At 69.3% G+C, this 13,079-nt stretch carries 12 protein-coding genes; 5 read left to right on the forward strand and 7 right to left on the reverse strand.

What is annotated here, in order from left to right; translation table 11 throughout:
* Complete coding sequence (locus A3OM_RS0118630) at positions 1–324, reverse strand: XdhC family protein (RefSeq protein ID WP_018045293.1); 324 nt, start codon at positions 322–324, stop codon at positions 1–3.
* A gap of 265 nt (positions 325–589) precedes the next feature.
* Here A3OM_RS0118630 and A3OM_RS0118635 point away from each other — a divergent pair, with 265 nt between their 5' ends.
* Both A3OM_RS0118635 and infA read left to right on the forward strand, forming a co-directional pair.
* Positions 590–1,735, forward strand: coding sequence for a branched-chain amino acid ABC transporter substrate-binding protein (locus A3OM_RS0118635; RefSeq protein ID WP_018045294.1), 1,146 nt, complete (start codon positions 590–592; stop codon positions 1,733–1,735).
* 435 nt (positions 1,736–2,170) lie between these two features.
* On the forward strand, positions 2,171–2,443 hold the full coding sequence (gene infA / locus A3OM_RS0118645; protein WP_018045296.1) for a translation initiation factor IF-1: 273 nt from the start codon (positions 2,171–2,173) through the stop codon (positions 2,441–2,443).
* Between the two features lie 32 nt (positions 2,444–2,475).
* Here the strand turns inward: infA and A3OM_RS0118650 are convergent, their stop codons facing one another.
* The 3 genes from A3OM_RS0118650 to recO all read right to left on the reverse strand — a co-directional run bounded on the left by A3OM_RS0118650 (position 2,476) and on the right by recO (position 5,843).
* Entirely contained in the window at positions 2,476–2,712 is a 237-nt protein-coding gene (locus A3OM_RS0118650; protein ID WP_018045297.1) for a hypothetical protein, read from the reverse strand.
* A gap of 84 nt (positions 2,713–2,796) precedes the next feature.
* Positions 2,797–5,049: a DNA topoisomerase IV subunit A gene (parC, locus tag A3OM_RS0118655; RefSeq protein WP_018045298.1), complete on the reverse strand. Its 2,253-nt coding sequence runs from the start codon at positions 5,047–5,049 to the stop codon at positions 2,797–2,799.
* 53 nt (positions 5,050–5,102) lie between these two features.
* Positions 5,103–5,843, reverse strand: coding sequence for a DNA repair protein RecO (recO, locus tag A3OM_RS0118660; protein WP_018045299.1), 741 nt, complete (start codon positions 5,841–5,843; stop codon positions 5,103–5,105).
* A gap of 142 nt (positions 5,844–5,985) precedes the next feature.
* Here recO and A3OM_RS0118665 point away from each other — a divergent pair, with 142 nt between their 5' ends.
* The 3 genes from A3OM_RS0118665 (at position 5,986) to putA (ending at position 11,118) form a co-directional block, all read left to right on the forward strand.
* Entirely contained in the window at positions 5,986–6,423 is a 438-nt protein-coding gene (locus A3OM_RS0118665) for a hypothetical protein (RefSeq protein ID WP_018045300.1), read from the forward strand.
* A 58-nt stretch (positions 6,424–6,481) separates the two neighbouring features.
* Positions 6,482–7,198, forward strand: a complete 717-nt coding sequence (locus A3OM_RS24310) for a gamma-glutamylcyclotransferase (RefSeq protein WP_018045301.1) — start codon at positions 6,482–6,484, stop codon at positions 7,196–7,198.
* Between the two features lie 167 nt (positions 7,199–7,365).
* On the forward strand, positions 7,366–11,118 hold the full coding sequence (gene putA / locus A3OM_RS24315; protein ID WP_051074340.1) for a bifunctional proline dehydrogenase/L-glutamate gamma-semialdehyde dehydrogenase PutA: 3,753 nt from the start codon (positions 7,366–7,368) through the stop codon (positions 11,116–11,118).
* 158 nt (positions 11,119–11,276) lie between these two features.
* On the opposite strand, the gene A3OM_RS0118680 is transcribed toward putA, so the two are convergent.
* The 3 genes from A3OM_RS0118680 to A3OM_RS0118690 all read right to left on the reverse strand — a co-directional run bounded on the left by A3OM_RS0118680 (position 11,277) and on the right by A3OM_RS0118690 (position 13,035).
* Entirely contained in the window at positions 11,277–11,711 is a 435-nt protein-coding gene (locus A3OM_RS0118680; RefSeq protein ID WP_018045303.1) for an MEKHLA domain-containing protein, read from the reverse strand.
* A gap of 14 nt (positions 11,712–11,725) precedes the next feature.
* Complete coding sequence (locus A3OM_RS0118685) at positions 11,726–12,085, reverse strand: hypothetical protein (RefSeq protein ID WP_026176196.1); 360 nt, start codon at positions 12,083–12,085, stop codon at positions 11,726–11,728.
* Between the two features lie 179 nt (positions 12,086–12,264).
* Positions 12,265–13,035: an SDR family oxidoreductase gene (locus A3OM_RS0118690; RefSeq protein WP_018045305.1), complete on the reverse strand. Its 771-nt coding sequence runs from the start codon at positions 13,033–13,035 to the stop codon at positions 12,265–12,267.
* Positions 13,036–13,079: the final 44 nt, after the last annotated feature.

A 13,079-nucleotide genomic window follows, 5' to 3' on the forward strand; every position in this document is an offset into this window, starting at 1 on the left:
TCAGTCGATGCGTTCGACGAAGACGCGGATGCGCCCGCCGCAGGAGAGACCGACCCGCCAGGCGGTCTCATCGGCGACGCCGAACTCGATCACCCGGGGTCGTCCGTCGGCGATGGCGTCCAGCGCTTCCGTGATGACCGCCCCCTCGACGCAGCCGCCCGAGACCGAACCGAGGAAGTTGCCACCCTCGTCGACGACGAGGTGGCTGCCCACCGGGCGAGGCGCGGAGCCCCAGGTCTCGACCACGGTGGCGAGCGCCACGCCCCGCCCGCTACGGCGCCACGCCTCGGCCGCGTGGAGGATGTCTGTTTCGGTGGAGAGCATGGGACACTCCGCGCGCTGCGCGTCCAGGGCATGACGGCACTCACGCAACGCCGCCTCGGGGAGATAGGCTCCGGCACCCTCGGTGCAATGCGCAAGCGAAGCCAGTGCCATCCCCGGTCCCCGAAGCGTGCCGACCGGCACACAGGCATCGCCCACTGGATCGCCCCGTGGAAGGACGGACCATCTCGATCGGGCCGCGCCAATTGCGCCAGGCTGCGCTAAAGAGGCTGGATCGGCCTCGTGCCGACCATCCGGACCTCGCACCATGAGACGCATCTTACCCGCGGCCGCCGCACCGTTCTTCGCCGCGCTGGCCTTCGTCGCATCCGGCGCCGCCGCACAGAGTCCGGCCCAGGCACCGGTCCGGATCGGCCTCTCGCTCCCTCTCACCGGGCCGGATGCCGCCTTCGGACAGGGGCTCCGGGCGGGAGCCGAACAGGCAGTGGCGGATCTCAACCGCGCAGCCGGCCCAAAAGGGCTCAAGCTCGCCCTCGTGGTGGCCGACGATGCCGGCGACGGCAAGCAGGGGCTCGCGGTCGCGCGCAAGTTCATCGCCGATCGGGTCCCCCTCGTCGTCGGGCCGTTCAACGCCACCGTGGCGGCGTCGGTCCTGCCGATCTACGAGGACGCGGGAATCATCGCGGTGACGCCCGGCATCGCCTGGCCTGCCCTGACCACACGCGGGGCCTGGAACGTCTTCCGTATCGGCGGCAGTGACGCCGAGCAGGGGCCGATCGCGGCCACCTATCTCCTCGCACGTTTCCGCGGGCGGCGGATCGGCTTCGTTCACGACAAGAGCACGTTCGGGCGCGGATTGGTGGACGACGTCGCCCGCATCCTCAAGGCGAACGGGCAGGCCGAGACGGCTTTCGAGAGCCTCAACCGCGGCGACAGGGACCTGTCGTCCCTCGTCGCGCGCCTGAAACGCGCGCAGGTCGAGGTCGTCTATTTCGGCGGCCTCGCGCCGGAAGCCGGCCAGCTGATCCGCTCCCTGCGCGAGGCGGGTCTCGCCATACCCCTCGTCGGCAGCGACGGGCTCCTCGACAAGGACTTCGCCACGGGGGCCGGCCCGGGCGCCGAGGGGACGGTGATGACCCTCCTGCCGGAGCCGCGAAAGCTGCCCGAATCCAAGGGCGTGGCGGCCAGGCCGAGGACGCCGGAGGCCGACATGGTGGCGGCGCAGGGCTATGCGGCGGTGGAGATCCTCAGACAGGCCGTGGAGCAAGCGAAGTCGAGCGAGGGCCGCAAGGTGGCGGATGTCCTGCACGGCGGTGCGCCGCTCAAGACCGCCATCGGCGAGATCGCGTTCGATGCCAACGGCCAGTCCAAGGCACCCGGCTACGTGCTGCAGGTCTGGAGGAAGACGCCGGACGGCCGCATCGACTACGCCGGCAACGCCGTGACGCCCTGATGCAAGGGGCCGGCGTATCGCCGCCGGCTCGGGAAAGCCGTACTCGCCACGGATGCGGCTCGATACCAAGCGGCGCCGATCACGACCTATGGTCGTCCTCGGCGCGTTCGGCGAACACCCGCCACCGCGCAGTCGCGCGGGCGGACGGCGATGAGGTCTCCTTGTCGTCGTCCGGCACGAGCCTGCCGAATCGGGCAGTTGAGTCCCCCGCGACACTGTCGAGGGACCAGGACAGCATGTGATTTTCTGTCGACGCGATAGCGTTCCAGGCGGTAAAAGCTTGCTTACGGGACGCGCGAACATTATGTCGTGCCGACGCTCGCCGGTGTTGCGCATCCGATGGGATCGGACCCGCCGCCCGCAGCGTTTTGCCGAACGGCTATGTTTTTGGTGTCCCGGAATGCCCCGTTCTGGCGTTCCGGCTGGAGAGTGTGGATGGCGAAAGAAGAGTTGATGCAGTTCGACGGTCTCGTGATCGAGATCCTGCCGGACGCACGCTATCGCGTGCAGCTCGACCAGGGCCACGAGATCGTGGCCTACACGGCCGGCAAGATGAAGAAGAACCGCATCAAGACTCTGGCCGGCGACCGTGTCACCGTCGAGATGTCACCGTACGATCTCGAGAAGGGCCGCCTCGTGTTCCGTCACAAGGACGAGCGCTCCTCCGGTCCGCGCCCGCCGATCCGCGGCCAGTTCCGCCGCCGCTGAGCGAGAGCGCTGTCGGATATCTTGTCTGTCCGCTAGGGACCGAGGATCTTCACGAAGGCAGCGCCAGCGCCAAAGAACGCTGCTCCGGCAGCCATGCCGGACAACGCGATCTGCCAGGGCGCGAACATGCGGTCGCGATCCAGCTTCAATGCTTCGGCCGTGAGTTTCTTCTGCTCGGCAACGAATTTCTCACTCGCTTCGCGCGCTCGCCGAATGCCGCCGAGCTGCTCTTCGAGATCGGGCGTCAGCGGGCTTACGGCGTCGGCCATCCGATTACTCCTTCATCACGCGACTACCCGATAAACATCGTCGCAGCACCAGCGCGGATCAAGCCGCGATGGTATGTTCAGCATCTACTTCCCGAACCGCTCGAATTTCGGGAAGCTCCGGGTCATCAGCGTGCCGGCCTCGGCCCGGTGGCCCATCCACTTCTCCAGCAGTGCCGCGTTGGCGAGCCGCTCCTGACCGGCGCTGTCGCGCCAGGGCAGGCCCTCGGCCAGGGTGAAGACGTGGGCGTCGGTGAGCGTGCTCTGGCGGCAGCGCTGCAGGCGCACGCCCTTGCCGCGCGACAGTTCCGGCATTTCCGAGAGCGGGAAGACCAGTAGCAACCGGTCTGCGCTGCAGACGGCGACATGATCGCCGCCGCCGGCAGGCACGAGCAGCATGGCCTGGGCCGGCTCGTCGAGCCCCATGATGCCCTTGCCCTTGCGGGTATTGGCCACCAGCGCGTCGGCGGGGGCGAGGAAGCCGCGCCCATCCGAGCCTGCGATCAGGAGCTTGCCGCCCGGCTGATACGGCAGGGCGGCGACGATCTCGGCGCCGTCGTCGAAATCCACCATCAATCGGATCGGATCACCGAAGCCGCGCCCGCCCGGAAGCTTCGCCGCTTCAAGGGTGAACACCTTGCCATTGGAGGCGAGCACCAGGATCTTGGCCGTGGTCTCGCTGAGGAACGAGATCTTGAGGGCGTCGTCGCCCTTGAAGGCGACGCCCGACAGATCGGCGACATGCCCTTTGAGGGCGCGGATCCAGCCCTTGGCCGAGACGATGACGGTGATCGGCTCGCGCTCCACCATGGCGGAAGTGAAGTCGATCCCGGCGGTATCGGGCGGGTTCTCCAGGGTGGTGCGGCGGGCACCGAGCTTGGTCTCGGGCCCGAAGGCCTTCTTCACGGCGCGGATCTGCTTGGTGATGTCCGACCATTGCATCTTCTCGGAGCTGAGGAGCTCTTCGAGCCCGTCCTTCTCCTTGGTCAGCGTATCGAGTTCGCGCTTGAGTTCCATCTCCTCCAGCTTGCGCAACGAGCGCAGGCGGGTGTCGAGGATGGCGTTGGCCTGGAGTTCGGTGAGTTCGAACCGCTTCATCAGGGACGGTTTCGGTTCGTCCTCCTCGCGGATGATGCGGATCACCTCGTCGAGATCGAGATAGACGATGAGGAGACCGCCGAGGATTTCGAGGCGGCGCTCGATCTGCGCGAGGCGGTGGCGCGAGCGGCGCTGGAGCACGACGCGGCGATGGTCGAGCCATTCGCGCAGGGCCTCGGCCAGCCCGATCACGCGCGGGACGAGACCGCCCACCAGGACGTTCATGTTGAGGGGGATGCGGGCTTCGAGCTCGGTGAGCCGGAACACCGATTCCATCAGGATCACCGGGTCGACGCTGCGCGAGCGCGGCTCCAGCACGACACGGACGTCCTCGGCCGATTCGTCACGCACATCGGCCAGCAGCGGCAGCTTCTTCTCCTGCAGCAGCTCGGCCAGCTTCTCGATGAGCCGGGCCTTGGGAATGCCGTATGGGATCTCGGTGACGACGATGTTCCAGGTGCCGCGCCCCGTATCCTCCTTCGCCCAGCGCGCTCGCACGCGAAAACCGCCGCGCCCGGTGCGGTAGGCCTCGGCGATCGACTCGGCACTGTCGATGAGAATGCCGCCGGTGGGGAAATCCGGCCCCTTCACGAAGGTGAGGAGCTGGGCCGAGGTCGCGTCGCGATGGCCGATGAGATAGAGCGCCGCGTCGCAGAGTTCGGCCGCGTTGTGCGGCGGGATCGAGGTGGCCATGCCCACCGCGATGCCCTGGGAGCCGTTGGCGAGCAGGTTCGGGAAGGCCGCCGGCAGGACGATGGGCTCGTCCTTCTCGCCATTGTAGGAGGGCCGGAAATCGACCGTGTCCTCGTCGATCCCGTCGAGCAGGAGGCGGGCGACCTCCGTCAGCCGCGCCTCGGTGTAGCGGTATGCGGCGGGGCCATCGCCGTCGATGTTGCCGAAATTGCCCTGGCCATCCACCAGCGGATAGCGCTGCGCGAAGTCCTGGCTGAGACGCACCAGCGCGTCGTAGATCGCCTGGTCGCCGTGGGGATGGAAATCGCCCATCACGTCGCCGACGATCTTCGCGCATTTCTTGAAGGCGGTGTTCGGGTCGAGCCGGAGCAGCCGCATGCCGTAGAGGATGCGGCGATGGACGGGCTTGAGCCCGTCGCGGGCGTCCGGCAGCGCCCGGTTCATGATGGTGGAGAGCGCATAGGCGAGGTAGCGCTCTTCCAGCGCCGACTTCAGCTCGACGCTCTCGATGCCGTCGGATCCCGATGGCGGATCGAAGGGCTGGCCCATGACGAACTCCCGGGCCGGACATGGCCCAAATCAGAACATAACGCGAACGTGACTTAGGCGCTCTGCGTCCCCAACGCAACGAATCGCGCCCGCTCCGCCGGAGGCGCGATGGCGCGCGGCCCCCAGATGTGCTGGTCGAGGAAATACCCCGTCAAGGTAAACCCATTGGCTACATCCCGCTCGTCGGGCGGCATGAAGCCGGTCCGGCCGCCCTCCCGGTCGAGAAGGAAGCCCGGCAGCGCCAGCAACCTGTCCCGGAAGGGCTCCCCGGCCGAGGCGCTGACGGCCCGCCCGGTCCTCGGCGAGACGTAGATCAGCGCGTCGTTGCCTCCCGTGGCGGCGCAGGCGCTGAGATCGAGCCCGAAGCCGAGCTCGGCCAGGATAGCGAGTTCGAACCGCACCATCAGGAGCGGCGCGATCACCCGGTCGTCGAGATGGGCGACGAGGATGCGGGCCGCCTCGTAGACGGCGGGATGGGGATCGCGCTCGGGCAGGAGGCGCAGGAGCGCGGCCATGTGGGTCACGCCGTAAAGGGCGAGGCCGGAGCCCATGAGCCGCGCGGCGGCGGATTCGAGGGGCTCCACCGCGAAGGCCCCCAGGCTCTCGTCGAGGCGCGCCCGCCATGTCAGCCGGACGTGATTGCCGGTCTGCAGCACCGGCTGCATCCGCCTCGAGCGCCCGCCATGGACGAGGCCGAGATGGCGGCCGTGGTCCAGGGTCATCACTTCGAGGACGACGCCGGTCTCGCCTTGCCTGCGCAGCCCCAGCACCACGCCGTCGTCGGTCCATTGCATACCCCCTCCTTAGAGCGCGGACCGTGCGTTGGAAACGGGCCGGTCCGTCCACTCGAGGGCGTGGATTGCATCGGCATCGGCATTCCCGCAGGGCGTGTTCGACGCTATGCCTCGTGCTCCCCTGGTTCGAGACCCGACGACCATGACCGTCTTACCGCGCGCCCGCACGGACCGTGCAATCTCCCGCCGCGCTGGCGGCGCATGGCTTGGCCTCGTCGCCATCGCGCTCACCGGGTGCGGGCGGCCCGATCCGGCGCCCGCGCCCGGCGCGAGCTTCACCATGCGCGAGCGGGTGGCCGCCCTGGCCCTGCGCCAGAGCGGTTTCGGCTCGATCTCGGTGATCCCGGTCCGGTTCGAGCACAGCCGCATCGCCGGACCGTTCGAGGATGACGGCCGCACCCTCTATTGCGTGTCCGCCCGGATGATGGGCCGCCGCTTCCTCAAGGGCGAGAAGGCCAAGGCCGTCATCCGCGAGGAGGCCGGCAAGCTCAGCATCCTCGAAGATGCCGAGGAGGTCTGCGAGGGCCACAAGACGGAGCCGTTCAAGGAGCTGGAGGCGCTGGGGAACGCGAAGGGTTGAGGACGTCGATCGTTCGAACGGCTTGCCCGGACCGACCGGTGATGCTCCGATACGGTCCATGCCGCATCGTCCGCTCTCGCTCACCCTCGATCTCATCGCCCGCGCCCATCCGATTCCCGTCGCCGACGATGCGAGCGCCCTGCATCTCCTCACCGATCGCGATCTCGCGCCCGGCCTCGACCGGATGCTCCGTGGCAGGCCGAGGCAGGGGAACGGGCTCTGGGTGTTCGGCTACGGCTCGCTGATCTGGCAGCCGGAATTCGCCGTGGCCGAGCGGCGCACCGGCACGGTGCGGGGCTATCACCGGCGCTTCTGCCTGTTGCAGCGGCGCTTTCGCGGGAGCCGCGAGCGGCCGGGACTCGTCCTCGCCCTCGACCGGGGCGGCATCTGCCGGGGAACCGCTTTCAGACTGGAGGGCATCGACCCGGCCGCGACCCTGATGCCGGTGTGGCGCCGCGAGATGCGCGGCGGCGGCTATGAGGGACGCTGGGTCACGGTGGAGACGGGCACCGGCCCGGTCACCGCCCTGACCTTCGTCGTCAACCGCGCCAGCGACCGCTACACCGGCCGCCTCACCGAGGAAGAGATCGCCGACCGGATCGCCACCGGCGCGGGGCATCTCGGCCCGAGCGCGGAATACCTCTTTCGCACGGCGCGGGCCTGCGCCGAGGCCGGCATTCTCGACGACCATCTCTGGCGGCTGCAGCGCCTCGTCGCCGAGCGCCTGGAAGCTGGCCACCGGCAGGAGAAGGAACCCCGCCTCGCGGCGCGTTGACGGAACCGCCCCGCCGAGCATCGCTTTTGCTTGCAGGCGCGGGATAGTCCCGATTCCACCGGGTGCAACGGGGCCGATGCGGCGGCGACGTCCGAAGCATCCATCCCCGCAAGATCGCCGCCCGGAACCGGCGGCCGCACGGCGCAGCGGCGGGAGGGCCTCGACCCGTGAGCAATGGTCCCTCCCTCCCCTCCGCAGCGCCGATCCCGCCTGGTCCAAGGGCGCCCTTCGCCGACCTCGCGGGGCCTTCGGCACCGAGTGCCACGCTCCGGGCCGCCATCCGGGCCGCCCATCGTCTTTCCGAATCCGAGTGCCTCGCCCCCCTGATGGCCGCCGCGCGCCGGAACCCGGACGAAAACGCGGCCGCGATGCATCTGGCGAGGCACCTCGTCGCCACCCTTCGCGCCAAGGGCTCGCGCGCCCCCGTCGAGCAGCTGATGCGCGAGTTCAGCCTGTCGAGCGCGGAGGGTGTCGCCCTGATGTGTCTCGCCGAAGCGCTTTTGCGCATTCCGGATGCGGCGAGCCGGGACGCGTTGATCCGCGACAAGATCGGGCATGGCGATTGGTGGTCGCATCTCGGCCATGCCACCTCCCTCTTTGCCGGCGCGGCCACATGGGGCTTGGTCCTGACGGGACGGGTCGTGGGCGCGCCGGACGAGCCCGGCCTGACGGCGGCACTGACGCGCGTGGTGCGGCGCGCGGGAGAACCCGCCATCCGAAAAGGCGTCGATCTCGCCATGCGCATGCTCGGCGGCCAGTTCGTCACCGGCCGCAGCATCGCCGAGGCGTTGCGCAACGGCCGACGCAGGGAGGCCATGGGCTTTACCTACTCCTACGACATGCTCGGCGAGGCGGCGATGAATGCCGGGGATGCCGCCCGGTACGCCGAGGATTATGCCGGCGCCATCGCGGCGATCGGCGCGGCATCGGGTGGGCGCGGACCGCTCGCCGGGCCGGGCATATCCGTCAAGCTCTCGGCCCTGCATCCACGCTATGAGCGAGCTCAGCGCGGGCGGGTGATGGCCGAGTTGCTGCCGCGATTGGCGGGCCTCGCCCTCGCGGCGAGCCGTCACGACATCGGCTTCAACATCGACGCCGAGGAGGCCGACCGTCTCGATCTCTCCCTCGACCTCCTCGAAGCCCTGGCGATGGACGAGCGTCTGGCCGGCTGGGACGGGCTCGGCTTCGTCGTCCAGGCCTACCAGAAGCGTGCGCTCCCGGTGGTGGATTGGGTCGTCGACCTCGCGCGACGGAGCGGGCACCGCCTCATGGTCCGCCTGGTGAAGGGGGCGTATTGGGATTCGGAGATCAAGCGCGCCCAGGTCGACGGCCTCGACGGATTCCCGGTCTTCACCCGGAAGGTGCATACCGACGTATCGTATCTCGCCTGCGCGCGCCGGCTGCTGATGGCCGGTGACGCGGTGTTCCCGCAATTCGCCACCCACAACGCCCGCACGCTGGCCGACATCGTCGCCATGGCGGGGCCGGACTTCCGGCCGGGCGACTACGAGTTCCAGTGCCTGCACGGCATGGGCGAGACGCTCTACGAGGAGGTGGTCGGCGGATCGATCCTGAACCGTCCGTGCCGGATCTACGCCCCGGTGGGCACGCACGAGACCCTGCTCGCCTATCTCGTCCGGCGCTTGCTCGAGAACGGCGCGAATTCCTCCTTCGTCAACCGCATCGCCGACCCCGCCGTCGCGGTGGACGACCTCGTCGCCGACCCGGTGGAGCGGGCGCGCCGGGTCTCGCCACCCGGCTCGGGGCATCCGGGGATCCCCCTGCCGCGTCACCTGTTCGCCGGAAGCCGGCCCAATTCGCGCGGCCTCGATCTCGCCGACGAGGACGTGCTCGCGTCCCTCGGCGAGGCCCTGCCACGCGGCGCGGCGACGCCCTTCCTCTGCCGACCCGTTCCGTCGGAGGGGACAGAAGGCGCGAGGCGGGCCGTGCTCAACCCGGCGGACCGAGACGATGTCGTCGGATACGTGGTGGAGGCGGATGACGGATGCGTCGATGCCGCCATCGCGCGGGCCGCCTCGGCGGCTCTTGGCTGGGCCGCGACGGCGCCGTCGCGGCGGGCCGAGATCCTGGCCGATGCGGCCGGCCTGATCGAGGCGCGGCGCGACGCGTTCCTCGGGCTGCTGGTGCGGGAGGCGGGCAAGTCCCTCGCCAACGCCGCAGCCGAGATCCGCGAGGCGGTGGATTTCCTGCGCTATTACGGGGCGCAGACGGCGGGCTTCAAAGCCGCGACCCATATCCCCCTCGGCGTGGTCGCCTGTATCAGCCCGTGGAACTTCCCCCTCGCCATCTTCATCGGGCAGGTCGCGGCGGCCCTCGCGGCGGGCAACGCGGTCCTCGCCAAGCCCGCCGGCGAAACGCCCCTGGTGGCGGGGCTCGCGGTGGAGATCCTGATCGAGGCCGGAATTCCGGAGGGCGTGCTCGGCCTGCTGCCGGGAGAGGGGCGGGTCGGCGCCCGCATCGTGGCCGATCCGCGCATCGACGGCGTCCTGTTCACCGGATCGACCGACGTCGCCAAAGGGATACAGACCGAACTGGCCGGACGCCTCGGCCCTCTGGGGCGACCGATCCCGTTCGTCGCGGAAACCGGCGGCCAGAACGCCCTCGTGGTGGATTCCTCCGCCCTGCCGGAGCAGGTGGTAGCCGATGTGCTGGTGTCGGCCTTCGATTCGGCCGGCCAGCGCTGCTCGGCGCTCCGCGTGCTCTGCCTGCAGGACGAGATCGCCGAGCGCATCCTCTCGATGCTGAAGGGGGCGATGGCCGAGCTCACCATCGGCAATCCCGACCAGCTCGCCACCGATATCGGGCCGGTCATCAGCGAGGCAGCGCAACAAAGGATCGAGGCGCATGTGGCGCGGATGCGGGAGCGCGGCCATGCCGTAGACCGGCTCCCGCTGCCCGCCTCCTGCGCGGCGGGCCATTTCGTCCCGCCGAGCCTGATCGCCATCGACAGGCTGGACGACCTCACCGGCGAGGTCTTCGGGCCGATCCTCCACATCCTGCGCTACGGGCGCGACGGTCTCGACGGGCTCGCCGCCGCCATCGACGAGACCGGCTACGGCCTGACCTTCGGCGTGCACAGCCGGATCGACGCCACCGTCGCGCGCCTCCTGGACCGGGTCCGCGCCGGCAACCTCTACGTCAACCGCAACCTCATCGGGGCCGTGGTCGGCATGCAGCCCTTCGGCGGCGAGGGCCTGTCGGGGACCGGGCCGAAGGCCGGCGGCCCGCTCTACCTCCGCCGCCTCCTGGCCTCGGCGCCCGTGGAGACCGGCCTCGTCCGGCGCCCCGCCGCGATGCCCGAGGCGCTGGCGTCCCTGCGCGACGCCCTGTCAACGGCGGGCAGGGAGAGGGAGGCGGCGCGCTGCGACGCCTATGCCGAACGGAGCCTCCTCGGGCTCGACATCGCCCTGCCCGGCCCGGTGGGCGAGAGCAACCGCTACAGCCTGCATCCGCGCGGCACGGTCCTGTGCCTGCCGGCCAGCGAGACCGGGCTGTTCGCACAGATCGCGGCATGCCTCGTCACCGGCAACACGATCCGCCTCGTCCCGCCCGCCGGCCTGCGACCCATGCTCGACCTCCTGCCCCGTGCGGTCCGGGGTACGATCGACATCGCCGATGGGCCGGACGCCATGGGCTGCGCGGCGATCCTGGTGGAGGGCGGAGCGGAGGCGACCCTCACGGCGGCGCGGAGAGCCGCCGCGCTGCCCGGCGCCATCATCCCGGTCCTCGCCGTGTCGCCGGACGGATTGGAGAAGGGAGTCGAGGATTACTCCCTCGAATGGCTGCTCCGGGAGCGCAGCGTCAGCACCAACACCGCAGCGGCAGGCGGCAATGCCGCCCTGATGACACTCGGCGAGGATAGCAATGCCATCGCGATCCCACCCGCCGCCTCATCCTGAAGTGCCGACGCACAGCGAAGTCCTCCAAGGAGACGTCCAGTTCGCACAGCGGGTTCTGGATCCCTCCTTCGAGGCCGCTACGCGGCGCCTCAGGATGAGGTCGTCGGGTGGAGGAGGAAAATCGTCATGCCTTCCCGCGTCGACAGCGGCGACCCCGCTCAGACGGAAAAGGTCGCGGCCTGACCGTGGAACAGGCCGGCCTCGTCCACGAGCTGCCAGACGATGGCGTCTCGGATCGGGAAGCGGGTTCCGTCCTTGCGGATGCGGATGCCGGCATAGTTGTCGACGAACCCGTGGCGGGTGACCGCGTCGAGGAGGCGCTGCCGCTCGGCCCGCTCCGGGGCCTCGGCCGAGAAGCGGGAGGGCAGGCCGATGAGTTCGGTCTTCTCGTAGCCGAAGACGCGCAGGGCGGTCAGGTTCGCATAGATGAAACGCGGGTCGTCCCCTCCGTCATGGGCGAGGACCGCGAAGGGGGCGTCGGCATCGAGCCAGGCCGCATCGCGCCCCGGCTCCGGCACCAGCGGCCGGCCGACGGCACGGTGGAAACTCCCGGTCAGGAGCGCGTAAAAACCGGGATCGTCGGAGATATCCACGTCAGGCACCTGTGTCAGCGCGAGGCCGAAGGCCGCTCGAACCGGGCATAGGCGGCCAGGGCGAGGTAAGCGACGAGGCTGCCGAACGCCGCGGCGACCGCCTTGACCAGGAAATCGGACATCCGGGCATGGCGGGTCGGCGACAATTCCTGGCCGAATTCGAGGATGCCGGCCACCGCCATTCCGGTCACGAGCCCGAGATACCAGCGCTTGGGATAGGCCAGGATCAACAGGAAGCCGAACAGGGCGTAGGCGCTCATCCGCTCGACATTCGCCGAGGCGACGACCGGCCGGAGCCCGATCGGCGACAGCGTCACGAAGACCAGGATCGCGAGGATGACGAAGACCGACAGGCGCAAGAGAGTTCTCGTCATCGAAGCGTGCCACCGAACCGCGACGCCAGTTCGCGTCATGCCGGGACTTGTCGGGCAAGCACCGGGTCCAGCCTGATCTCGACCATGCTGAAGGTCTAATTAAGACGCGGTTACGCGACAGATGTTTCCCGCCGCGTCTGTCCGACCGGCACGCCGGCGCGCATGGCCGCTACGGAGCGTCAGTGCTGCTCCGCGCGCGCCTTGTCGGCGAAGTCGTTCACGGCAGCCAAGGCTTGGTCGAACCGCTTCTCGCTGTCCGCGAAGCGCAGGAATCCCACGCGTTCCACCAGGATTTCCGGCGGGGTCGGCTGCGTCGCCAACAGCGTCATCACCTCGTCCATGAATGCACAGAGGGGCAGGTACCCCTCCCGCGTCGACTGGCCGGGTGTGAGCTCCGTCTGCACGGCGGGCGGCACGAGTTCGATGATTTCGACCTTGCCTTTCAGGGCGTCCCGCAGGCTGACCGTGTAGGAATGGATCGCCGCCTTCGTCGCAGAATAGGTCGGTGTCGAGACCAGCGGCACGAAGGCGAGGCCCGACGAGACGTTGACGACCGCCGCGTCCGGCTGAGCCGAGAGATGGTCGATCAGCGCGTTGGTGAGGCGGATCGGCCCCAGCAGGTTGGTGGTCACCATCGCCTCGGCATCCGCGAGATCACGGGAGCTGGTGAGATCCTCAAACTGCATGATCCCGGCATTGTTGATCAGGACGTTCAGGTCGGGATGGGCGGCGATCACCGTCGCGGCGAAGGCGTCGATTGCCGCCTTGTCCTCCACGTCGAGCACATAGCCGACCATGCCGGGATTGGCCTCCGTGACCGCATCGAGCCGATCGCGGCGGCGGCCGGCGATGATCACCGTGTTGCCCCGGGCCTGGAACCGCTCCGCCAGTTCTCGGCCGATCCCCGAGGCGCCGCCGGTGATGAGAATGGTGTTGCCGCTCGTCTTCATGGGACTTCCCTCCTGATTGTCCCAAACAGATGCCGCGCCTACTC

It is taken from the genome of Methylobacterium sp. 88A, from assembly GCF_000376345.1.
GTDB lineage: Bacteria > Pseudomonadota > Alphaproteobacteria > Rhizobiales > Beijerinckiaceae > Methylobacterium > Methylobacterium bullatum.